Origin of the sequence: Methylobacterium sp. AMS5, assembly GCF_001542815.1 — a bacterium.
GTDB lineage: Bacteria > Pseudomonadota > Alphaproteobacteria > Rhizobiales > Beijerinckiaceae > Methylobacterium.
Genome location: NZ_CP006992.1, coordinates 1,658,496 through 1,680,095, shown reverse-complemented (window position 1 = coordinate 1,680,095; position 21,600 = coordinate 1,658,496). Strand labels below are relative to the sequence as shown.

The following is a 21,600-nucleotide window of genomic DNA, read 5'->3' as shown; positions in this document are numbered from 1 at the left end:
ATCAGTTGCATACCTATGCAGCCCGGCGCACGGAAAAGGGCTGCGTCGGAGGCAGTGCCTATGAGCGAGGTCGGGCCGGTGACTCGGAAGCGTCCACCTTCGTCGGTCGAGGTCGCGCGTCTGGCCGGCGTCTCGCAATCGGCGGTGTCACGGACGTTCACGCCCGGCAGCGTCGCCTCGCCGTCAACGCGGGCCAAGGTCCTCGCCGCGGCCGAGAGCCTTGGCTATCGGCCGAACCTTCTCTCGCGCTCGCTGATGACCGGTCGTTCGGACATCGTCGCCGTAGCAGTGGGCGCGCTGTCCAACCCGTTTCACGCCATGACCCTGGAGAGCTTCACGGCCGGCCTGCAGCGAACCGGCCGCCAGGTCATGCTGGTGCAGGTCGAGGACGAGTGGGCGCTGGGCTCTGCGGTCGAGCTGCTCGCGGGCTATCAGGTCGACGCGATCCTGAGCTCGCTGCCGGTTACCGAGCCGGAGGTCGTGCAGGCGCTCTCGCGCTTCGGGGTGCCGGTCGTCACCCTGAACTCCCCGGCGACTACGGACTGGGTGCGGACCGTCGTGACCGATGATGCCTGGGCGGGCGCCGAGATGGCGCGCCTGCTCCACGAGCGGGGTGCCCGACGCTTCGGCTACGTCGCGGGCCGGTCCGGAACGATGGGCCAGGAGCGTCGCGAGGCCGGCTTCCGGGAGGGGCTGCGGGAACTCGGGATCGACAGCTACGCCCGCGCTCAGGGCGACCACAAGCACGGCGGCGGCTACGAGGCGGTTCGAGCGCTCTACGCTTCGGGCACCGGGCCCGACGGCCTGTTCTGCTTCAACGACCTGACCGCGATGGGCGCCATCGACGGGCTTCGGCATGAGTTCGGGCTACGCTGTCCCGAGGATGTGCTCGTCGCCGGCTACGACAACATCGCGGCTGCGGCTTGGCCGTCGTACCGCTTGACCACGGTCGATATCGGGCTCGCGGCGGTCACCGAGTCCGCGTTGGCGCTGATCGCGTCGCAAGCCGGCGAAGCCACGGAGGCGCTGGTCAGGCCTCATTTGGTCGAGCGCACCAGTACCCTGAGCCAGCGTTAGCAGGCCAAACACCTATTGGCATCAACAAACCGGCCGGCCGGCCGACTCAAGGAATGCCCTTGTCTGCTGAAGGCGCAGATCTATCAATCATCGCAGCCTGATTAAAAGGTCGCCTCAGCAATTCAGTTCTTGAGAGCTGATCCGTCCCATCCCACGATCGTTGCGCCATCCGTCGGGCCTCGCCCGGCGTGGCCCGCCCGAGCGAGCGCAGGATCTCGCGCTGGCCGAACCGCTGGCGCAGGTCGTGGGGGATGATACGGCGAAAAAAGACCGTTTGTCGGCGGCGGCGGGTGCGAGGCAAGGCAGGAATCCCTGCCGTCCGGACAAGTGGACCTCCCGAGTGGACCTGGACGGAGCGGTCGGCCCGGGCGGGTCCGAAAACAGCCGGAGAATCAACGGTCGGCTGAGAATCTCGAGCCTTTGGCTGGGGCGCCAGGATTCTCACCCAGAACGACCTCAGCAAAAGACATCTACTAAATCATTGCAATTGCATGCGCTTTACCTTCTTGCGCACACGCAGTGGATACGATCCTGCGCTCATTGCCAAGGGCGCCCTCTGGCCATCCACAGGCGGCTGCAAGGCATCGCCCTCTTGCTCACTCAGGTCGCTCTGAAGCATGTTGATCTTGCCCTCTGGCCTGCCCTCATTCTGAAGCTAAGGTCCGTCGATCAGGAGACGGACGATGAAGAAGAGCCGGTTCAGCGAAGAGCAGATCATCGGCATCCTGAAGGAGCAGCAGGCCGGGCTGCCGGTCGCTGAGATCTGCCGCCGCCACGGCATCAGCGACGCGACGTTCTACACGTGGCGCTCTCGCTACGGCGGCATGGAGGTCTCGGACGCGCGCCGCCTGAAGACGCTCGACGAGGAGAACCGCAAGCTCAAGAAACTCCTGGCCGAAGCGATGCTCGACGTGGCCACGCTGCGTGAGGGTTTGAGAAAAAACTTCTGACGCCCGGCGCACGGAGAACGGCCGTGAGCTGGGCCATCGAGGAGAAGGGCTACTCGCAGCGTCGCGCCTGCGGGCTGATCGGCCTGGAGCCGAAGACCTACCGCTACGCCTCGACGCGAGGTGACGATGCGGCCGTGCGGGTACGCCTGCGCGGCCTGGCCGGCGAGCGCCGCCGGTTCGGCTACCGGCGCCTGCTCATCCTGCTGCGGCGGGAGGGCCTCACGCTGAACCACAAGAAGCTGTTCCGCCTCTATCGGGAAGAGCGGCTCTCGGTGCGCAGGCGCGGTGGGCGCAAACGTGCCCTTGGCACGCGGGCACCGGCCGCCGCGCCGCAGGAGCCGAACCAGCGCTGGAGCCTCGACTTCGTCTCCGACACGCTCGACGACGGGCGGCGCTTCCGCATCCTCGTCGTGGTCGACGACTGCACGCGGGAGTGCTTGGCGCTGGTGGTCTGGCCTGCCCCCATTCGGTGGCCCAGTTCAAATCTAATGCATGGTGGGCTTTTCGGCGACGTTTGAGGTGGCCGGCGAAGCGGGTTGGGGTGGCGCAGCCGGCCACAGCACGGCGTTGGGCGCTGGAGGGCGGTAGCCGAGCGAGGAGTGCGGGCGCCGGGTGTTGTAGTGCCGGCGCCAACTCTCGATGACGATGCGGGCCTCGGCGAGGCTGTAGAACAGCTCGCCGTTCAGAAGCTCATCGCGAAGCTTCGAGTTGAAGCTCTCGCAGTAGCCGTTCTCCCATGGGCTGCCGGGCTCGATGAACGCTGTCTTCGCTCCGACCGCCGTGATCCATTCGCGCACCGCTTTAGCGACGAACTCAGGACCGTTGTCCGACCGAACGTGACCCGGCACACCGCGCAGGATGAAGAGGTCGGACAGGACGTCGATGACGTCGGTGGACTTGAGCTTCCGGTCGATCCAGATCGCAATGCATTCCCGGGTGAACTCGTCGATCACATTCAGCATTCGGAACTTCCGACCGTTGTGGGTGCGATCTTCGACAAAATCATAGGACCAGACGTGGTTGGGATATTCCGGTCGCAGCCGGATGCACGAACCGTCGTTCAGCCAAAGCCGGCCTCGCTTTGGTTGCCGGGCCGGCACCTTGAGGCCTTCCTGACGCCAGATCCGCTCGACGCGCTTCAGGTTGACCAGCCAGCCCGCCTCTTGCAGCAGCGCCGTGATCCGCCTGTAGCCATAGCGGCCAAATTGGGTGGCGAACTCGACGATGTCGACCGTCAGCGACGCGTCGTCAGCCCGCCCCTTCGGCACCTTGCGCTGCGTGGACCGATGCTGCCCCAAAACCCGGCACGCCAACCGCTCCGACACGCCGAACTTCATCACGGTGTGGTCGATGCATTGGCGACGGCGGGCGGGGCTCACCAGTTTCCCGAGGCGGCTTCCTTCAGGATCAGCTTCTCGAGCGTCAGGTCCGAGACTGCCTTACGCAGGCGCTCATTCTCCTTCTCCAAGTCCTTCAGACGCTTCATCTGGTCGGACTTCAGCCCGCCGAACTCCTTGCGCCATCGATAGTAGGTGAACGGCGTCACACTGATTGTGCGGATCGCTTCCGCCACCGGATGACCCTGCGACAGCAGCACGTCGACCTGCCTCAGCTTGGCAACGATCTCTTCAGGCTTGTGCTTCTTTTGCGGCATTCCTGGCATCCTCCAAAGGCTCGAAAGCCTACTTCAGGGAGGACCACTTTTCAGGGGGCAGACCAATCTGCCCTTCCGCCTGACCGTTGCTCCATGACGTCGTCAAGGCCGCGCGCACCGCCGCTCCGTCGCGTTCCAGCCCGGACGCGAACGTCTTGAGGGCCGGTATGTCGCTGAGACGCGCCGCCTCGAGCCAGATGTCGAGTTCGCCGGCGGGATCCACGGGCGGGGTGCCATCGACGCAACAGCTACGGACCAGGGTGGCGAACCGCTGCGCCAGCGCACCGAACCGGGCCGCCTCCGGGTCCTGCTCGATCCGGCCAATGGCGGCGGTCGCATGGGGCGGGCGGGCCTCGATGGGCTGGGTCAGGAACCAGGCGAGTTGTTTCGGCGATGGAAGAGCGATCGGATCCGCAGCCGGCGATGGCGTGCGGACCAGCCATTTGCGGGCGGTGCGCCGCGCCGGCCTCGTGCGATGCTCGGCGACGAAGCGAGTAACCTGGCGATGTGTGCCGGCAAAGCCCCGATCACGGAGTTCGCGCCAGAGCTCCATCGCGTTCTCGCAACCCTGGGTCATCCGCTCCTCCAGATGCATCAGATGAGGATCGAGGCGGCTGGGTTCGGGGCGACGTGCCGCGCGTTCCGGAAAGCTCTCGGCCTGAGCGTACTTGCGCACCGTTCCGCGCGCGAGGCCTGTCGCCCGAGCAATTGCCAGCAAGGTCTCGCCGGCTTGGGAGCGCCGACGCACGTCCTCGTAGGCCGCCAGACGGCGAGCGCGGCTGTCGCGGCTCACGGCGATCTCGGCCTCGCTCCGGCGGTAGGCGCGCAGACGCTGTCCGGGGCGTCGGCTATCTCCGATGGCAAGGCTTGGCAGGCATCGCAAGCGTCCATGGACACGGGCAAGCCAACGCTCCAAGGCTTGGCGCAGATTGAGGAGAAGATGCCACCGGTCGGCGACCTGAACAGCTGCAGGAGCGCCCAGGGTGGCTGCGCGGGCGTATTCGGACGAGCGGTCACGCGTGATCACTGTGATACCGGGATGGCGACGCAGCCACGCGGCAACCGTCGTGCTGGTTCGGTCCGGCAGCAGGTCGATGGGACGGCGTCGGTCGAGATCGACGAGGAGCGTGCCGTAGGTCTGTCCCTTGCGGATCGCCCAGTCATCGATTCCCACCGCCCGCAGCGGACCGATCGACGGCAGCGTCATGCCGTGCACGAGGCGCAGCATCGTATCGGGGCTCGTGGCCATCGCCAGATGCCCGGCCAAGCGGGCGCCGGCTTCGCCACCGAGCGCGAGGCCCACCCGAGCCTGTGCCTCGGCGAGCCGATCCGTGCGTCGTGCGCGTGATGGGAGGAGCCGCGGCAGGGGTTCGACGAATGTGCCCCGTCGGCAGGCGCGGTGATGGCAATAGAAGCGTCGAACCGTGAGCCGCAGCGTCACGGCCTCGCCGAAACTGGGAAGATCGGCAGGATGCCGGACGTATCGACTATGGACGGCAGAGCTTGGCTCACCGCAATCAGGACAGCGCCGATGATTCCGACGAGCATGGGCAAGGATGATGAGACGACCGGAGCGGCGAAGGACTTGGTCGACGACGCAGCCCGGCAAGGATGATGGCAAAATCATCCTTGCCGTGAATCAGCCCATCGAAGCTGCGTCGCCGTGACCTTTCCACGCAAACTGCGGGAGAACCGCGAAACCAGGGGAGGATCACTCTTCGCACATGCCCTGGCTACGGACGGTGATCACGGATTTGCGCGGCAACGCACGACTTGGTCAGTCCATCTAAAACAGAACGAGCGCAACGCCGACATCCCAGGGGCCGAACTCGAAACGGAGCCGGGAGCGGTCATGGACCGCGTTCAGCCTCTTTGGCGAGCTTCGATCCAAATCCCAAAACGACACCATCCGCGGCAGGTGCTGCCCCCAATCTCGGCTGTGGACAAGCCTCCGCAGCTCGATCCTGGCGGCCGAGAACGGATTGATGCGCGTCGTACTTCGTGCAATCCAGGCACGGTCTCGGCAACGAACAGGCTGGGACTGTGGGCTGCTGCTCCTTCTGAGACCAGCAGTTCGAGAGCTCGATGCTGCTGATGCAGCATGTATCCTCCGGGTTGGCCTGTGCTGGCGCGGCGGAACGGTTGTTCGGGACATCTCATCCCGGATCACCGATCCGACCCGTCCCTTGCCTCCGGCATCCGACAGTCCGGTTCGTGGACGTATGCGGATGAGCAGCTCGGCCGGTGCAGACCGGTCGCTGAGGGATTGCTCTTCAGGCGCTTAGGAACCGGGGCCCTTCGTGGCTGGCTGAACCGGTTCCACCTCTCTCCTCAGGGACAGGTGCGCCACGATGCGATCCTCAATCAAAAATTTTCATCTCGACCCTGCGCGTACGGAAGGACCGCCGCGCGCTCATGCCGAACGGCGAACGACGTCGTGAGGCGGGCATGGCACGCCCACCCCGCTTCGAACAGGCGGTTGCCGAGGTTCGTGTCGAGAACCGCTGCGTCGAACTCTGGATGGAGGAAAACTTCGCGGCGCTTCACGCGGCATATCCAAGCGGCCGCCTCAATCTGCGCGAACTCTCCGAAGTCGTACGACGCTGCGGCCTGACCAACAGTCACGGCGGACGGCTCACGGACGCGACACTCTCCAAGACCTGGGCACGGGTCCGTCAGCGGATGCTGACGGCGGCTCCATCGCCTCGACTTGAGGCCAACGAGGTCGCTCGCGGTGTCGTCACGCTGCCTTGGCGGGAAGCCGAGCTCCGGCCTGAACCCGCCTCGCCGGTCGACCGGATTCGCACGCCCGCCACCGTCCAGCCCCGAGCCCAACCTGCCGCAGCGCAAGGGAGCGCCGCCGAGCAGATCGCTCGCCTGCGAGCCGAGCAGCGCGCCGGGCGCCCCCCGATGCCCACATCCGTCGACCTCGCCAGCCCAGCTCAACTCAATAACTTTGCAGAAAGCATCCTGATCGGCCCCCACGCGGTGGTCCAAGTTCTAAGTTAGTGCAGGGTCGGCCTTTGCTCCACGGGTCGCTTGGCCGGCGGAGCCGACCGGGTGAGCGCAGCCGGCCAAGCGGTGAAGGCCGGCACGAACACCTCCGGGGCCGGTGGTCGGTAGCCGAGCGAGGCGTGCGGGCGCACGCTGTTGTAGTGTAGACGCCAACTCTCGATCACGATCTGCGCCTCCTTGAGCGTGTAGAAGATCTCACCGTTCAAAAGCTCGTCCCGTAGTCGTGCGTTGAAGCTCTCGACGTAACCGTTCTCCCATGGCGAGCCGGGTGCGATGTAGGCTGTTCTGGCGCCGACACCGGTGATCCAGGCCTGCACGGACTTGGCGATGAACTCCGGACCGTTGTCCGAGCGGATATGGCCGGGCACGCCGCGCAGGATGAACAGGTCGGACAGCACGTCGATCACGTCCACCGCCTTCAGCTTGCGTGCGACGCGGATCGCCAGGCACTCCCGCGTGAACTCATCGACCACGTTCAGCATCCGGAACTTGCGGCCCTCGTGCGTGCGGGCTTCGACAAAGTCGTAGGACCAGACGTGATCGCGACGCTCCGCCCGCAATCGCAGGCAGGAACCATCCCCGTCCCAGATGCGGCCGCGCTTGGGCTGCCGAGACGGGACCTTCAGCCCCTCGCGCCGCCAGATCCGTTCGACCCGCTTGTCGTTGACGAACCAGCCCGCCGCCTTCAGCAATGCACCGATCTTCCGGTAGCCGTAGCGCCCGTACTGGCGAGCCAGTTCCACGAGGTCGGCTGTCAGCGCGGCCTCATCCTCTCTTCCCCGCGGCACCTTGCGCTGCGTCGAGCGATGCTGCCCGAGCGCCCGACAGGCGCGGCGCTCGGAGACGTCTAGGACGTTCATGACATGCGCGATGCAGGCGCGTCGGCGCGCGGGGCTGGTCAGTTTCCCCGAGCGGCCTCCTGCAGGATCAGCTTGTCGAGGGTGAGATCCGCAATCGCCTTGCGCAGCCGCTGGTTCTCAACCTCCAAGTCCTTCATCCGTCGAACCTGATCGCTCTTCAGGCCGCCGTACTCCTTGCGCCAGCGGTAGTAGGTCACTTCCGTCACGCCGATGGCCCGGATCGCCTCCGCCACGCTCTGGCCCTGCGAGACCAGAACATCCACCTGCCGCAGCTTGGCGACCACGTCTTCCGGCTTGTGCCGCTTCGTTCCCATCTGTCCGTCCTCATCTGGCTCAAAAGCCATACCTCAGGGCGGACCACTTCAGTGGGGGCGGATCACATGTTATCGGCGAAGGCCCCGCGCGCGGCACTGGCGTGCTCTTCCAACCGCTCGATCAGAAGCTCAAGGCTAGGTGGCAGCGCGTCAACGAACGAGACGGGCGCGGAGAATGCGTCTCGGGTCGGTTCGAAAGCGGAATCGACGGCGTCAAGCTCCATGGCGAGAGCTTAGCCGCTCCAATCCTAACGATCCACAAATTTCCCGCGATAGGCCCTATAATTGGAGTGCACCCCTGTCGGCATACAGCGTCACGCGAGAGGTTCGCTTCGCTGCCGGGTATGTTGCTCCTCGAACTTCACGGGGCTCAGGTAGCCGAGTACCGAGTGCAGCCGCTTGATGTTGTAGACCTCGTCGATGAAGCGCGGAAGGTCAGCCGCGACATCGGCGAAAATTTTGTACTCCGTCACGTACACTGCCTCGACCTTGAGCGTTTTCATGAAGCTCTCAGCCTTGGCGTTGTCGTAAGGATTGCTGCGGCGTCCCATCAAGCCGACCAGTCCATGCTCGGCCAGCACCTTCCGGTAGGCGGCGGAGGCATACTGGGTGGATTCAAGTGGTCGTCGCAACGGCTTGGTGGAGGTCGGTTGTGATGGCAGGTCGGCGGCGTTCGGATCGGTGTCTTCGAGAGAAGCTGCGGTCACCAGGTCGTCCCGGGTTGGTCTGCGCGAGCCGCGACGGGAATTCTGGGCGTTCATCGCCCAAGGTCTCTCGAGCGAGGACGCAGCGATGAAGGTCGGGATCTCGCCGCCGGTCGAGGAAAAGCGTCTGCCGGAGAGCGGCGCGAAGCGCGGGGCTTACGTCCTGCGCCCCGGCCAGCCAGCGGGTGCGTTGGGCATGGCGGACGAGTAGCTTCGGGAACCATTCGGCGAAGGTTCGGCGGGGGCAGGCTGGGTCGCAGCAGTAGAAGCGCCGAACCTCCAACTGCAGCCGAACGGCCTTGCCGCCAGCCGGCAAATCGGCAGGCCGGCGCCGATACCGGCTATGGACCGACGTGCTGATTGCTCGGGGCGTCGGGCAGCGGGCGTGGTCGGGCTTCGCTTCGGCGACGAGGGTGAGGGCGACGGGCCGTCTCGCGCGACGCGGACGAGGCGGCAGCCAGGCAATGGGAAGAGTTGGGTGATGCCCCGGTCTGCGAGGCTGAACCGACCACGCCAAGACCCTAACCGTCACGCACCTCGATCCACCAAACTCGGAGATGAACCACTTCAGTGGGGGTGGATCACTCCATAGGTCGCTGCAGTAGAAGGAGAAGATGCGAATGTGACTTAAAGTCCGTCGCCTTATCGTCCACAGCCGCGCTCGATGCGCGCGTGAAACGAACCCACCCAGGTGCTCTTCGGGAGATCCTCGCAACGAACCTGCGGCGGATCCGGGCCGAGAAGAGGCTCAGTCAGGACGCCCTCGCGGATCTCTGCGAGATGGATCGCAGCTACCTGAGTGGCGTCGAGCGCGGCTTGAGAAATCTCTCCATCGACAATCTTGAGCGCTTGGCCGAGGCCCTCCGGCTCGAGCCCTGGCAACTCATACGGCGACCGGACGCCGACCGCTGACTCTCGTCCGCAGGCGCTCGGAGCGGCCTGAGCCGCAGCGAGGCGGGGCGCGATCTACGCCAGCATGCGCGTTCGCATCGATCAGACTGACCTTGCCGTCAGCACCGCACTTGAAACTGATACCGGCTGCCTGAAGGGCCGCCAACACCGCTCGCACCTTGCGGGGCTGAGTCCGGCAATCGCCACTTTCCAGCATCGCGATAGTGCGCCGAACGACACGAGCGTTTCGAGCGAGGTCCTCCTGAGTCCAGTCCAGGAGGACGCGCGCGGCACGGAAGTGCCGCGCGCCAAGAAAATTGAAGTTTTCGCTCGGGTTGACGGCAATGTGCATTTTCGTCTACAAGGTCGAGCAGAAGATTCGGCGTGGCTTTTCACGCCGGAAACTAACCTTCAAGGCCGGCGGGATCGGAGCGACATCCGATTCTCTCAAGATCGGCTGCATCAGCGGCTTCGTCAAGCAAGATAAGCCGCGTCGTTCCTTCGAGTGAAGGAGCGCGCATGCATGCACGGCATCGTGCAGCGTAGCGGAACCCTTTCGATCGACATCCGCGGATGCGCGGTCGTCCCAAGACGGCCGAGATCGACGGTCGCCTCATGCTTCCAAATCATTGCTTCCCGCGGCGGCGCGTGCGTCCTCTTTCCTCTTTGGCTTGGCGGCTTCGGCGTGGCTACAGCAACACCAAGCGACTTAGATACGAGGTATCGGTCCTGGCGGTTGTGCATGGCGCCATCCGTCTTGGCATCGAGCAGGAACTCTGCCAACGGCTCGCGCAAGCCGGCCTTGGCGAGGATGCAGTCACAGCAGTCCGCTTTCGTGCGTGGGATGTCGTGTATGACGTAATCGTTCCGACCTACCGTACCTGGACGCATCCAAGGCTGCACGGCATTGCACTATCGGTCGGATTGCGTGTTCCGGCGCATAGGCATCTGACTCTAATCGCACCGCCGGCGGAGATCCAGGCGGAACCCCGCCTCGGCAACGCCCACCGAATTTTCCACGACAAACTTGTCCCGATCCGGGGTGATGCAGGTTCGGCGATCCGGTGCATTGAGGAGCATGGTGGGCAGGCTTCGCTCGTTGCCTGCGAGACCGCTCTTGGTAGCCCATTTGCAAAAGAGCGAATCTTCGGACTCGTCTTCGGAGGATACCTCGAAATCGATCTCACTGCGGAGATCGCCGAGCAGAGTATCGTTCGTATCGGACGCGATACCGAGAGTTTCGATTGGGCTGGCCTCGGGTGGCGGATGCTTGCGAATGACGAGCAGGATCCATCCAATTCAATCGAAGCTACGGCCGTACCCCTGTATCCACGCTAGCGGATGGCTCGGACGCGTTCGATGTCCGGAGCCATTGCCCCCTCCTACCCCCCCCGCAGGTGGAGTTCGCATCATGGTCGGCAGAGGAATCGTGGTCGAATTCCCGACGGGTCGCCCTTGTGTCGGCAAGCTGCACGGGAGATCGGGGCATCGGACAGTCAGTGACATGGTTCGGAAGCTTTCGAGCCGACGTCCCACTGCACCTGGTGGTGTCGGCCCCGAAGGACAGCTTCTAATCAGATTGAGCGAGCTGGTTGGCATCGGCGATGATACCGTCGATCGGTTGACTTGGCTCGCCCGTGACGGCGTCTTGACCCCGGCGTCGGCGGCGCGGCTCGCGATGCGCCATGCCGCCGAGTGTGGAGGTACACCCGTCCGGCTCGGACCATCTGCCGGCAATCCCACGTACGAGCTGAGACTTGCTGGTGATCCGTTCGGGCGTTTCGCATTCCGACTGCAAGGATCGACGGCGTGGATCGTGTTCGCCCCGATATCCGGCGTCGGGCTTCTGATGGAGTTCTGCCTCCGCGACAGGATCCAGGCCTGTCTCTTGATCGGCTGCGATAGCCAGCGGCGGACCACCGTCCAGCTACTGCCCGCGGTAGATTGGCGACGTCGCCTCCGCGCCTTCGGCGCAGGTTCCGGTCGATGCGGCAGCCGCCACGTTCTGTTGCTGGGTGGGTTGCCGATTAGAGAGCCGGAGCGGTCGGCCGCACTGGCCGGGATCGAATGCGCCATCCGCCGGAGCGGCAACACCGAACTAATCAGCTCGAGGCTGAGGAAACGGCTCAACCCCGCAAGCTCGGCTCCGCCGAAATATATTTCGCGGGAGGTGCTGATCATGATTGAGCTCGCATGTCCCGGGTTGGTCGAGGTGCCTGCCTGCGAGGAAGGATCCGCGCCGTGAAACCGGAGATCCGAAAGCGGGCGGGCACTGCAAGGGCAAGCTTCGGTCGGATCAATCCGGACGGACCAGAAGTCGTCCGACGACTCCTGCGCCGTCGGTGCGCGGCACTTGCGGCCGCGGAGGCATTCGCCGGGAGCGTCAACGACGATCCACTCCCACACGATCCGGACGTAGTCGGTGCGATCGTCCTTCTTGGCCTCGCCCTCGCGACGCGCAACGGCCTTTTCGATAGGATGGAGAGCGCCGCGCCTGTCCTGATCGTCGAAGTTCCTCAGCAGGATTGGATCGATCCGATGGCGGAGGCGCTCATCGACTGCTTTGGCCAAGCAAGGCCTTCGAGCAGCGACCGGCGCGGAGCTAGGCTGAAGTGCGATACCGGAACGGGAATCGTCGTCGTCACTGCTAGTGCAAAAATTGTCCTAGCAGGCTGCCCGAGCGACCGCCGCACGGCTCAGGCGTTCCGCGAACAACGTCCGCTGATCGGGGTAGCGTCGTCCACGCACGAGCATTTACCGGGCGACCTCCTGAGGGCCTGCGAGGATCGGCTGGTCGTCGGCAGCTTCGATCCGGAAGCGGTGGACCTCGTCGTGGAGCATGTGGTCGGATGTCGGCCAAGTCGCTCCCTTGTCAGCGAGGTCGCGTCCGCAGTCGAGGCGGGCGACCTTCGAGTCGCGGTGCACTCCGCTAGAGGCGCCGATGGATCGGTCGAGCGCCTCTCCGACGTCGTGAAGGCGCGGATGTCGCGCCGGCGCATCGCGGACGGGCCGCGATTGCAGGACCTAGCCGGCTATGGCGCAGCAGCGGAATGGGGCATGGGAGCGGCTGCCGATCTGGCGGCCTACGCCCAGAACGCGCTTCCATGGACGGCCTGCGACCCTGGAGCCCTTTTGGTGGGTCCGCCGGGAACGGGAAAAACCATCTTCGCACACGCTCTCGCCTGCCAAGCAGGCGTACCACTGCTCGCCGGCTCTCTAGCACAATGGCAGTCGGCCGGCGAGGCCCACCTGGGCACGACATTGAAAGCCATGCGAGATTACTTCGATGCGGCTAGAAAATCCTCTCCCTGCGTTGCCTTAATCGACGAACTCGACTCCTTCGGCGACCGAAGTTGCTTTGCCGCCCACCACCGCCATTATTCGGTCCAAGTAGTTAACGGACTGCTGGAGTGCTTGGACGGCAGCGAAGGCCGCGATGGAGTGCTCCTCGTCGGGACCACCAATAATCGGGATCTAATCGATTCTGCTGTACTCCGTTCCGGTCGCTTCGATCGGTGCATCACCATCTCGCTACCTGGTGTCGTCGACCTCGCTGCGATCCTGCGCCACCATCTCGGCGGGGATCTCCGCAACATCGACCTGATGAAAGCGGCGCGGTGCGCACTGGGTGGAACAGGAGCAGACTGTGCCGCTTGGGTGCGTCGCGCCCGTGCCGGCGCGCGACGAGCCAACCGCGCCGTCACGATCGCGGATCTATTGCGGGAGATCGGTGGCTCGGCCGCAACCGGCGCCGACGACAAGCGCGCGGCAGTGCACGAATCCGGTCACGCAGTCGTCGCCCACGCTCTCGGATTCCGGCTGCGCGAAGTAGAACTTCATTCCACTTCCGAGATCGGCGGCATGACCGGACTTCGCTTCCGTAGCAGATATGCAACCCGAGACAGCTTGTGCGATCTACTGACCGTCTATCTTGCCGGCCGTGCTGCAGAAATGATCGTGTACGGCGCTCCCAGCATGGGAGCTGCAACCGATCTCGCCGAAGCGACGACTCTGTGCCGCAACATGCATTGCAGCTGGGGATTGGGAGGGCGGATCGCAGCCGACGCATCCAATTCGGTGCCTAAAGCGGCCGCTGCTGCCATTGAACGCGATCTACGCAAAGTTTCTCGAGTCGCAACATCCATCCTCTTGGACCGACGCAACCAGCTTGAGGGCCTTGCGCATGCTCTGTTGGAAAGACGTGCACTCGATGGTTCGGAAGTCGAGGCCCTCCTTCAAGGACTCGCTCGGCACTGATCTCCGGACTGACGTGGGATCATGTTCGCAGATCGACGATCTTCGTGCCTCGATGCACGAAGGCGGGCACGCCGTGGTGGCCCAAGCTCTCGGTTCCACGCATGGAAAGACCGCCCTGCATGTTGCCGGCTAGGCTGGGGGAAAGGCCGCAGTCCGGTGCAATACCTCGTATCCGAGCGCCGCGGATCCTCTTGATCTTCCCGCGGTCTACCTCGCGGACAGTGCGGCCGGGATGTTTGGGTTCGGCGCCGCCGGCATCGGCGGGGCCGCGGATCCGATAGCGGCAACCCGGATCTGCACCGACATGCATCGTAACTGGGCTTGGCCGATCGGCTGACGGTCCACCACGACGCCATGCCTTCGGACATGTCCGCCGCCGTAGAGGAGAACATCGCCCGCGCGTCGAAGGCTGCGTCGTCGGTACCCGTTCGCAGAAGATCATGCCTCGACCGCCTCGCTGAGACACTGATCCTCAAGTGCGCGCCGGAGGGCCGTGAGTTCACGGGATTCCTTCGGAACCCGTTCGGCGATCGATCGGACCCGATACCGCGTGTGGGACCGCGTACCTCCGGCGTCCAACCCGCCCCCGTGGAGGCCGCCGCGAGAACGGAGGCCTCGGGCTGACACCTTCCATGACCCGAAGAGGAAGTAGATGGCATGTCGATTCTGAACACCGGGCCGGGACCGTTTCCCTGTCTCCGTCGCTTAGCCTGCAAGTATCGCTCGCTCGCCGATGATCTGGAATGCATCTCTGAAGGCCAGCATCCCGACGAAAGGAAACTCCGCGATGCTCCGCTCCTGTTGGATTGGCGCGTCTTCATCGCCCCCATCCCTCATCTCCAAGGCATCGTCGTTGGTCATCCGGAGATCGCCGACGGAGCGATGTGCAGGACCAGCGGGCTAATAACCTTCGATCCCTTCGCAGGTTATGCCCGAACCTTCTCCCGGTTCTACCGCCTCGGAGACCGCAATGCCTGACCGGCGCGGACAGGTTGGAAGCGGTTCCGACGAGACGCCGACCGAGGTCGTGCAGTCGCCTCTCACGGATAGGCCGACGACGATCTGGAAGCCTCCTACAGTCTGGGAAATCGTCGATCCGACGCGGGATCCAGCATCGCACTCCGCAATCAATACTCGGACCATCCGGCCCTTCCGAAGTTCCGGCGACAAGCCATCCGTGCATCGGAACCCGGACCCAGATCGACACGGAGAACCAATAAGTTCCGACGCAGTCCCTCCTACGTTTATCGAGGCTCTTGCGCGCTGGCGTGCCTGGAACGATTACAGCGATCGGCTAAAATCCGGGCGATACGAGTGCAGGTGCCCTACGACAAATCTTCCGAAAGCCTGTTCCTTCGAACTACAGGAGGATGAATATTTCGAGATATAATGTTTATGGATCATTATCCAGAATAAATAGAAGTGCAGATAACCGTTTTGACTGCTTGCCATTGCATAACCGGCGAGGCATCTACGCCGTCCGAAGATGGCGATGAAAGCCCCAAGACCATGATGAACGCCTTGTCGGCGCGCCTCAACGAACGAGCGAGAAGCTCATCCGGGATGAGCGGAAGTTTTCTGAAAACAGGCGACGATCGATCTCCGCATCGTTAATTCGTACGATCGAGGTCGCGCCTTGCAAGGTCTCGCACGATGCATGACGATACATCTGAAGTGGGACGCATTCCGGCATTCCTGACCGATTGGGTCGACCAACATAGCGCACCGTCCGACACGGGCCGCGATGGTCCTCCTAGAGCAGCCATCTATGCTCGAAGATCGTCTTCGGATCCGGACTTTGTGAGCATCGCACGGCAGATTAGCGCCGGAATAGAATATTGCCGGGTGATCGGCGCGTCCCTCGATCCCGAACGTCACATTTTTATCGACCGGAACCGTTCCGGCAGAACAATGGCCGGACGTTCTGCGCTGCATGCATTGCTGGCAGCGGCAAGAGCCGGGCTGTTCGACTCTCTGGTCGTGCAGGGACTCGAACGGTTGACGCGCAACGTGGCCGATGCCGCCGTGATGCATGCCGAACTCGAGAGCTTGGGCATCACGATCCACGTCGTGACCCGGGGCAGCATTTCGGGAAGCGAAATGATCCTGAGCTCCTTTCAGCACCAGAAGGAGCTCGATGCGCTCGTCGAGCGGATCAACGACGGCCGCCGTCGAGCTGCACGGAGCGGCAGCATGATCGGCAGTCGACCGAAGTACGGCTATGATCGTGTTCCCGATGATCGCGGGTTTGTCGTCAATACCGAACAAGCCTTGATCGTCCGAAGATGCTTCGAGCGCATCGACGGAGGGATGACCCGCCGACAGCTCGTCAAGGCCCTCAAGGCCGAAGGCGTCGTAGCGCTCCGAGGGCGTCCCTGGGCGATCAGTCAGTTGCACCGCCGGAACGGTTACGGCCTTCTTCAGGATCCGGTCTACAAAGGCACCTGGACCTGGGCTCGGGGAACGAACGATCCGATCACGATCGAGACGCCGCACCTCGCCATCGTCGATGCCGAGCTGTTTGATCGGGTCCAGGAAAAGCTGAGCCGTTCCGCAGCTCTGCCCTGGGGAAAGGGTAGGGGTGTGGGCCTGCTGACCGGCAAGGTCCGTTGCAGCTGCGGCATGCCCATGACGCGAAGCGGAAGCTGGATCATCTGCTCCAAGGAGCCGCATTGGGATCCTTGCACTGAGGGTACAGGGATTCCGAAGGACGAAGCCGAGAGGCAATACTATCGCGTGCTCCTCGACGAAGTTCTGGAGCCTTCGCGTTTCTCCCATTGGGATAGCGTACGTACCAAGTGCCTCGAGAAGATGAATCTGGAGGCAACTGCCGAGTGCTCGCTTCTGCAGATGCGCCTTGACCAGATCGGTTCCGATCTGGACTCGTTCGGTGACGAGTTCCATGACGATCCGATCGCCTCCGCCATCGTCGGTCCGCTGGAAGCCGAGTTCCACGATCTTTGGGAGAAGCGGGAGAAACTGCGCTCGCTGACGGGGCTGCGCCTCGAAGAAACCGAAGCGAAAGCGCTGCGAACACTTATATCCGGCATGATTGTCAAGGTCCCGTACAGGACGACCGATCCGCAGGAGATCGCAGCGGTCTCGCGCATGCACGAACTCGTCCCCCGCATGGTCGTCGAACGGCGAAACGGGCAGATCGAGCTGCGCTTCCTGCTCGGCGTGCTCGGCGCGGGGCTTAAGGAGGACATGCCGCAGCCCGATTCCGTCAGGTGGATCGGACGTCCGTGCCCTCAGCCGCCTCGAGGCATCATCCGGCGACCCGAAGCCGTTCTGCAGCATCATCGGGATGCGGCGGCCGGACGGTACGCCTTCACAGAGCGGGAATGGTCGGCTGTCGCACACCTCTTCGAGCCCATGGGACGGCTGAAGGGCGGTCATCGTCTCTATGCGGAGGCTCTGATCTTCGTCGCCCGTACCGGGATGCCAATCAACATGCTGCCTGAACGCTACGCCGGAAGGGTGCTACAGATGGGACCGATCCGAAAGTTCGGCTTCTGGCCGCGCATGCTCGCCGCACTGGATGCGTTGGGTTCCGATCTAGTCCGGGACATCGATCGAAACCGCTTCGCGGCGCGCCGCTCGGCCTGAAACAATCGAAGAAACCGGTACCGAACTTCTCCCTTCAAGCTGCGCTCGGCTGCCCGGATGCCATGGCACCCAGGCAGCATGATTGGCGCGTGCTCCATGCTGAACTGGATCGTCGCGATGCCCAAACATATACCGCATGGATCGGCCGAATCCGTCGCCGACCTGCTGCCCGAGGCGTGGACCGCCATGCACGCCCCGGCGCCGCCAGCCATGGTTGCCGGCGATAGATGCGTGTACTACTGCCGATATTCTTCCGAAGGACAGAGGGAAACTAGTATAGATCGTCAGATCGAAGGGTGCGAAACCTATGCACGTCTGAACGGCATGACGCCCGTAGCATCCGGCCATCTTTTCGTCGATCGTGGCAAATCGGGCTTCTATCTCGAAGGCCGGGACGATCTGGCCGCGCTGCGCCTGCTGGCCCGTGAGGGCGGCAAAGGGTTCGACAAGCTGGTCTGCGAACATCTCGATCGGCTCTCGCGGAACGTAGCCCATGTCCTGCAGATCTACCAGGAGTTGAAGGCGCTCGGCATCGAGATACATGTCACGAGCGGAGGCGTCGGCCCGGTCGATGACGTCCACGCCGTGTTCTATGGCTTCATAGGGATGGAGCAGCGGGAGAGAATGCTCCGGCTTATGAGCCAAGGCGCATGGCGCTCAGCTCTGAGAGGCCGCCATCTCGGCGGAATTCCATATGGCTACCGCTGCGGTGCGGACGTCGGCGAACTCGTCGTCGTCCCGCAGGAAGCCGCCGTGGTCGCCAGGATCTACAGACTTTTCGACAGCGGCGTGGATGCTACCCGGATCGCCCGCCTGCTCAACAGCGAGGACGTCCCGTCCCCGTCGGGGAAGGCTCAATGGACTCGCACCGTGATCATCGGAACCGCTGGATCTGGTAGCGGCATTCTCCGCAATCCCAAGTACGTCGGCGTGTACATCTACGGCAAGAGGAAACGGGTCCGCCGCCTCGACAATATTTCTAAGATAGTACAAATGCGGCCCAGTACCAACTGGGTGTACGGAGCCAAGCCGGAATGGGGCATCGTCGATCGGGGTCTATGGTTGCGCGTACTTTGCCGCCTCAAACGCATGAACGATGAGAAAGGTGTCAGGAAACCTCGTGAAAAAGCCAGCGGGAAATCTACGCTATTGTTCCACGGGCGGTATCGTTGTGTCTGCGGAGCATCCGTGGCCGCAAGTTTCAAAAGAGCTACGGCGACCCGGAGCCTCCGCTGCTACGCAGAGTCGGAAGGCGGTCGCTGCGACAGATCCCGCAGTGTAAGTTCGACGTTCGTCGAATGCGAGGTGCTGCGCGAAATCCGGGATACTCTCCTGACTTCGGCCGATCTCTCGACATACGCCCGTGAGTACGAGGCTCAGCTGCGCCGTATTGAGGAGGAAGTTGCCCGCGAGATGAAGAAACGTCTGCGCCGGATCGTCAAAATCGACGATTGGCTAGAGAAGAGCATCGACCGTTCGATTAACAAAGGTGGTACGGACGAAGACTTGGAACGCGCCCGCGCGCGGAAGACGGCTGAACGGGCCGATCACCGCCTCGCTCTGGCCAGTCTTCCGAATGTGGCATCGATGCCCCGCGCCGAACCCGTAGATTTCGTCTCGCTGCGGAGCGAGATGGACGAACTCATTCGACGTCTGCCGATGGTCGCAACCAACGAAGCCGATCTTCTTCTCGTGCAAACTTTGAGGGATCTCGTCGAGAAGGTCGTGATCGATCAACCCGAAGGCGAGGCTGGGTACACGCTTGAGATCACGTTCGCGCCTTCCGCCCTCGCCACCCGGAACAATCGGATCCCGCTGGCCGGCCTGGATCCTGTCACCGTCCGTAGGGTGTGTCCGCCGCCGAAGACGAGGCGCGCCAATCTCGTGGAGATTGACGCGTCGCTGTTGGCCAAAGCTCAGCGAAAGGAGCACTCACTCACGAACGCAGATTGGCGCATCCTCACCGACGTTATCGGACACTGGCCTTTCGACGACGGACGTCTGATCATGGATGCCGCGCTATTCTATTTGAGAAACGACCGGGGGCTTCGATCGTTGCCGCCGCCGTTCTCGGACCCCCTCGTCGAAAGTCGGGTTCGCCGTTTCGTGAAGAATGGCTACTGGCGGCTTGCTTACGACGCGCTGGTCGAGGCGGACTCTCAGACGATCCGTGGCCTTGATACATCGCGCTTCGCGACGATGGAGCGTACTGCCTGGAGTTGCCGCGCGGCCGCAGTCTGAAAAGCGACGGCGACAATCAACATCTTCGTTCGGCAAAATCCGGTCCGGAACAGTCATAATCCAGCTTCCGGCTTTTTCAGTCCGGAGCCCGCTGCCGGGGCATGATCGGCCGGGCGATGCAGTCTGGCCGATGGGACGAACCTCGACGGCTAGAGCCGCTCTCGCTTACGTAGCTAGAGCCGTGCCCGCTCACGTAGCGACGGCCAAGTCGGTCTCGTAACCGGCGGCAGCGATGCAGTTGCGGCATTCGTCGGCTGTGAAGCGAGTGAAGGCCTGGCGGATGGTGTGCCACAGGTCTGGGACAGTGCGGGCCGCCGCGGTTCGGAGCAGGCCCTTCAACTTGGCGAAGATCTGCTCGACCGGATTGAAGTCCGGGCTGTAGGGCGGGAGGTAGAGCAGCCTCGCCCCGGCAGCCTCGATGGCCTCGCGCACCCTCGTCACCTTGTGGGCCTGCAGGTTGTCGAGGATGACGGTGTCTCCGAGCCTGAGCACGGGCACGAGCGTGTCGGTGACATACCCGGAAGCGTGCGCCGTTGATGGCTCCGTCGAACAGGGTGGTGGCACACAGGCCAGCGCTGCGCAGCGTGGCGGTGATGGTGGTGGTCTTGTAGTGCCCGTGCGGGACGGCGAGGCGGCAGCGCTCGCCCCGCGGAGCTCGACCGTAGCGGCGGGCCAGGTTGGTGGCCGCAGCGGTCTCGTCGAGGAAGACCAGCCTGTCGGGATCGAGGGCATCCTGGTTCTCGAACCACGCCTCGCGAGCGGCCCTTATATCCTCGCGCACCTGCTCGGCGGCGTGGATCGCCCCTTTATGGATGGCCCGCCCCTCACCGGACTGCGCTGCTAGGCTTGCAGGGTAGCCGAGATGAGGAAGGGAGCGGGACGATGACGATTGCGGTTCTTGGGATCGACCTGGGCAAGAACAGCTGCAGCCTCGTCGGGCTGGACGCGGCGGGGCGGGTCGTGCTGCGCCGACGCATGCGGCGCGAGGGGGTGATCGCCTTCGGCGCGAAGCTGCCGGGGTGTGTCGTTGCGATGGAGGCCTGCTGCGGCGCCCACCACATGGGCCGCGCCCTGGCCGAGCAGGGCAACACCGTCCGGCTGATGTCGCCGGAGTACGTGCGCCCCTACGTCAAGGCGCAGAAGAACGACGACCGCGACGCCGAGGCCATCGCCGAGGCGGCCACACGCCCGACGATGCGCTTCGTGGCACTCAAGTCCGAGGCGCAGCTCGACGTGCAGACCCTGCACCGGGTCCGCGACCAGCTCGTGGGCGAGCGCACGGCGCTGACCAACCAGATCCGTTCCGTCCTGCTGGAGCGTGGCCACATCGTGGCGCAGGGGCGCGCCAAGCTCACTGCTTGCCTGGCCGCGTTGCTGGACACGGACGCGGGCGCGTCGCTCACACCGCGCGTGCGCACCCTCATGGCCGAGGTGCGCGAACGCTGGCAGGAGCTCGACCAGCGCATCGCCGCGCTCGACGCCGAGTTCGCTGAGCAGGCCCGCATCAACGAGGACGCTCGTCGGCTGACCACGATCCCGGGCATCGGCGCACTTAACGCGACCGCGCTGGTGGCGGCCATCGGCGACGTGGCCAGCTTCGCCCGCGGGCGCGATCTAGCGGCTTGGCTTGGTCTCGTACCGCGGCAGGTGACGACCGGCGGGAAGCCTCGGCTCGTCGGCATCACCAAGCGCGGCAGCAAGTACCTGCGCAAGACGCTGGTCCAGGGTGCCCGCGCCGCGCTGCCCTCGCTGCGCCAGAGGGACACCCATCTCGGGCAGTGGCTGCGCGGGCTGCTGGCGCGGTCGCACGTCAACACGGCGGTGGTCGCCCTGGCGGCCAAGATGGCGCGCATCGTCTGGGCGCTGCTGCGCCACGGGCGGGTCTACGAGCCGGCGGCCGTGGCCGCCTGATCCGAGTTCGGCCGGCGCGGACGCGCCGGCCTTACGATGTCTGCGGGCGGTGAGAGGAAGATGGCCTGACAGTCGACCGGTGTTCTGGAAACCTCTCCGCAAAAATGGCGCTCGACG

General features: G+C 64.1%; 15 protein-coding genes and 5 pseudogenes. 12 read left to right on the top strand and 8 right to left on the bottom strand.

What is annotated here, in order from left to right; translation table 11 throughout:
- Window positions 1-78: 78 nt before the first annotated feature.
- Window positions 79-1,077: a LacI family DNA-binding transcriptional regulator gene (locus tag Y590_RS07625; protein WP_158509735.1), complete on the top strand. Its 999-nt coding sequence runs from the start codon at window positions 79-81 to the stop codon at window positions 1,075-1,077.
- A gap of 46 nt (window positions 1,078-1,123) precedes the next feature.
- Here the strand turns inward: Y590_RS07625 and Y590_RS27540 are convergent, their stop codons facing one another.
- Window positions 1,124-1,522: a DUF6538 domain-containing protein gene (locus Y590_RS27540; RefSeq protein ID WP_353612596.1), complete on the bottom strand. Its 399-nt coding sequence runs from the start codon at window positions 1,520-1,522 to the stop codon at window positions 1,124-1,126.
- A 238-nt stretch (window positions 1,523-1,760) separates the two neighbouring features.
- Between Y590_RS27540 and Y590_RS25575 the strand changes: the two are divergent.
- Window positions 1,761-2,479, top strand: a pseudogene (locus tag Y590_RS25575) (IS3 family transposase); the annotation flags it as partial.
- Between the two features lie 33 nt (window positions 2,480-2,512).
- Here Y590_RS25575 and Y590_RS07610 read toward each other — a convergent pair.
- Both Y590_RS07610 and Y590_RS07600 read right to left on the bottom strand, forming a co-directional pair.
- Window positions 2,513-3,681, bottom strand: a protein-coding gene (locus tag Y590_RS07610) for an IS3 family transposase (protein ID WP_135300043.1) whose coding sequence is annotated in 2 segments (ribosomal slippage) — window positions 2,513-3,417 and window positions 3,417-3,681 — 1,170 coding nt in all. Because the reading frame shifts where the segments join, the coding sequence is not laid out codon by codon here.
- Window positions 3,682-3,745: 64 nt separating this feature from the next.
- A pseudogene (locus tag Y590_RS07600) lies at window positions 3,746-5,308 on the bottom strand (ISL3 family transposase); the annotation flags it as partial.
- Window positions 5,309-6,096: 788 nt separating this feature from the next.
- Here Y590_RS07600 and Y590_RS26345 point away from each other — a divergent pair.
- Window positions 6,097-6,690 carry a hypothetical protein gene (locus tag Y590_RS26345; protein ID WP_144439944.1) on the top strand — a complete coding sequence of 198 codons (594 nt, stop codon included), beginning with the start codon at window positions 6,097-6,099 and terminating at the stop codon, window positions 6,688-6,690.
- Here Y590_RS26345 and Y590_RS07590 read toward each other — a convergent pair.
- Together Y590_RS07590 and Y590_RS07580 are read right to left on the bottom strand one after the other, a co-directional pair.
- A protein-coding gene (locus tag Y590_RS07590; RefSeq protein ID WP_144439943.1) for an IS3-like element ISMex5 family transposase occupies window positions 6,687-7,870 on the bottom strand; the annotation gives its coding sequence in 2 pieces (ribosomal slippage) (window positions 6,687-7,606 and window positions 7,606-7,870; 1,185 coding nt in all). The two genes, Y590_RS26345 and Y590_RS07590, sit on opposite strands and share 4 nt — an antisense overlap.
- A gap of 314 nt (window positions 7,871-8,184) precedes the next feature.
- Window positions 8,185-8,421: an integrase core domain-containing protein gene (locus Y590_RS07580; protein WP_371688507.1), complete on the bottom strand. Its 237-nt coding sequence runs from the start codon at window positions 8,419-8,421 to the stop codon at window positions 8,185-8,187.
- A 104-nt stretch (window positions 8,422-8,525) separates the two neighbouring features.
- Between Y590_RS07580 and Y590_RS26335 the strand changes: the two are divergent.
- A pseudogene (locus Y590_RS26335) lies at window positions 8,526-8,716 on the top strand (IS30 family transposase); the annotation flags it as partial.
- Between the two features lie 21 nt (window positions 8,717-8,737).
- Here Y590_RS26335 and Y590_RS26330 read toward each other — a convergent pair.
- Window positions 8,738-9,057 (bottom strand): annotated as a pseudogene (locus Y590_RS26330) (transposase family protein); the annotation flags it as partial.
- Window positions 9,058-9,246: 189 nt separating this feature from the next.
- On the opposite strand from Y590_RS26330, the gene Y590_RS07575 reads away from it, so the two are divergent.
- Window positions 9,247-9,486, top strand: coding sequence for a helix-turn-helix domain-containing protein (locus Y590_RS07575; protein ID WP_060769317.1), 240 nt, complete (start codon window positions 9,247-9,249; stop codon window positions 9,484-9,486).
- Here Y590_RS07575 and Y590_RS26325 read toward each other — a convergent pair.
- The gene (locus tag Y590_RS26325; protein WP_144439942.1) at window positions 9,458-9,817 is read right to left on the bottom strand and encodes a helix-turn-helix transcriptional regulator; all 360 of its coding nucleotides are present in this window, start codon (window positions 9,815-9,817) and stop codon (window positions 9,458-9,460) included. The genes Y590_RS07575 and Y590_RS26325 overlap by 29 nt on opposite strands.
- A 221-nt stretch (window positions 9,818-10,038) precedes the next feature.
- Here Y590_RS26325 and Y590_RS25570 point away from each other — a divergent pair, with 221 nt between their 5' ends.
- From Y590_RS25570 to Y590_RS07560, 6 genes are all read left to right on the top strand, one after another.
- Window positions 10,039-10,803: a hypothetical protein gene (locus Y590_RS25570; protein WP_083530797.1), complete on the top strand. Its 765-nt coding sequence runs from the start codon at window positions 10,039-10,041 to the stop codon at window positions 10,801-10,803.
- A 241-nt stretch (window positions 10,804-11,044) separates the two neighbouring features.
- Window positions 11,045-11,710: a hypothetical protein gene (locus Y590_RS07570; RefSeq protein WP_245517405.1), complete on the top strand. Its 666-nt coding sequence runs from the start codon at window positions 11,045-11,047 to the stop codon at window positions 11,708-11,710.
- On the top strand, window positions 11,707-13,722 hold the full coding sequence (locus tag Y590_RS25565; protein ID WP_245517403.1) for an AAA family ATPase: 2,016 nt from the start codon (window positions 11,707-11,709) through the stop codon (window positions 13,720-13,722). Before Y590_RS07570 ends, Y590_RS25565 begins: the two co-directional genes overlap by 4 nt.
- A gap of 657 nt (window positions 13,723-14,379) precedes the next feature.
- Entirely contained in the window at window positions 14,380-14,700 is a 321-nt protein-coding gene (locus Y590_RS25560; protein ID WP_083530795.1) for a DUF6634 family protein, read from the top strand.
- 675 nt (window positions 14,701-15,375) lie between these two features.
- Window positions 15,376-17,331: a recombinase family protein gene (locus tag Y590_RS07565; RefSeq protein WP_083530794.1), complete on the top strand. Its 1,956-nt coding sequence runs from the start codon at window positions 15,376-15,378 to the stop codon at window positions 17,329-17,331.
- Between the two features lie 96 nt (window positions 17,332-17,427).
- Window positions 17,428-19,572 (top strand): recombinase family protein, encoded by a 2,145-nt coding sequence (locus Y590_RS07560; protein WP_158509733.1) that lies wholly within the window; start codon window positions 17,428-17,430, stop codon window positions 19,570-19,572.
- Window positions 19,573-19,761: 189 nt separating this feature from the next.
- Here Y590_RS07560 and Y590_RS07555 read toward each other — a convergent pair.
- A pseudogene (locus tag Y590_RS07555) lies at window positions 19,762-20,353 on the bottom strand (IS630 family transposase).
- A 101-nt stretch (window positions 20,354-20,454) separates the two neighbouring features.
- On the opposite strand from Y590_RS07555, the gene Y590_RS07550 reads away from it, so the two are divergent.
- On the top strand, window positions 20,455-21,483 hold the full coding sequence (locus Y590_RS07550; RefSeq protein WP_060769313.1) for an IS110 family RNA-guided transposase: 1,029 nt from the start codon (window positions 20,455-20,457) through the stop codon (window positions 21,481-21,483).
- The last annotated feature ends 117 nt before the right edge of the window (window positions 21,484-21,600 follow it).

Bases quoted from the DNA above. Each gene is read 5' to 3' on its own strand.
- Y590_RS25560 (WP_083530795.1), top strand. From the start codon at position 14,380: ATGTCGATTCTGAACACCGGGCCGGGACCGTTTCCCTGTCTCCGTCGC.
- Y590_RS07550 (WP_060769313.1), top strand. From the start codon at position 20,455: ATGACGATTGCGGTTCTTGGGATCGACCTGGGCAAGAACAGCTGCAGC.
- Y590_RS26345 (WP_144439944.1), top strand. From the start codon at position 6,097: ATGCCGAACGGCGAACGACGTCGTGAGGCGGGCATGGCACGCCCACCC.
- Y590_RS25570 (WP_083530797.1), top strand. From the start codon at position 10,039: ATGCGCGGTCGTCCCAAGACGGCCGAGATCGACGGTCGCCTCATGCTT.
- Y590_RS26325 (WP_144439942.1), bottom strand. From the start codon at position 9,817: ATGCACATTGCCGTCAACCCGAGCGAAAACTTCAATTTTCTTGGCGCG.
- Y590_RS07580 (WP_371688507.1), bottom strand. From the start codon at position 8,421: ATGGGACGCCGCAGCAATCCTTACGACAACGCCAAGGCTGAGAGCTTC.
- Y590_RS07565 (WP_083530794.1), top strand. From the start codon at position 15,376: ATGCATGACGATACATCTGAAGTGGGACGCATTCCGGCATTCCTGACC.
- Y590_RS07560 (WP_158509733.1), top strand. From the start codon at position 17,428: ATGCTGAACTGGATCGTCGCGATGCCCAAACATATACCGCATGGATCG.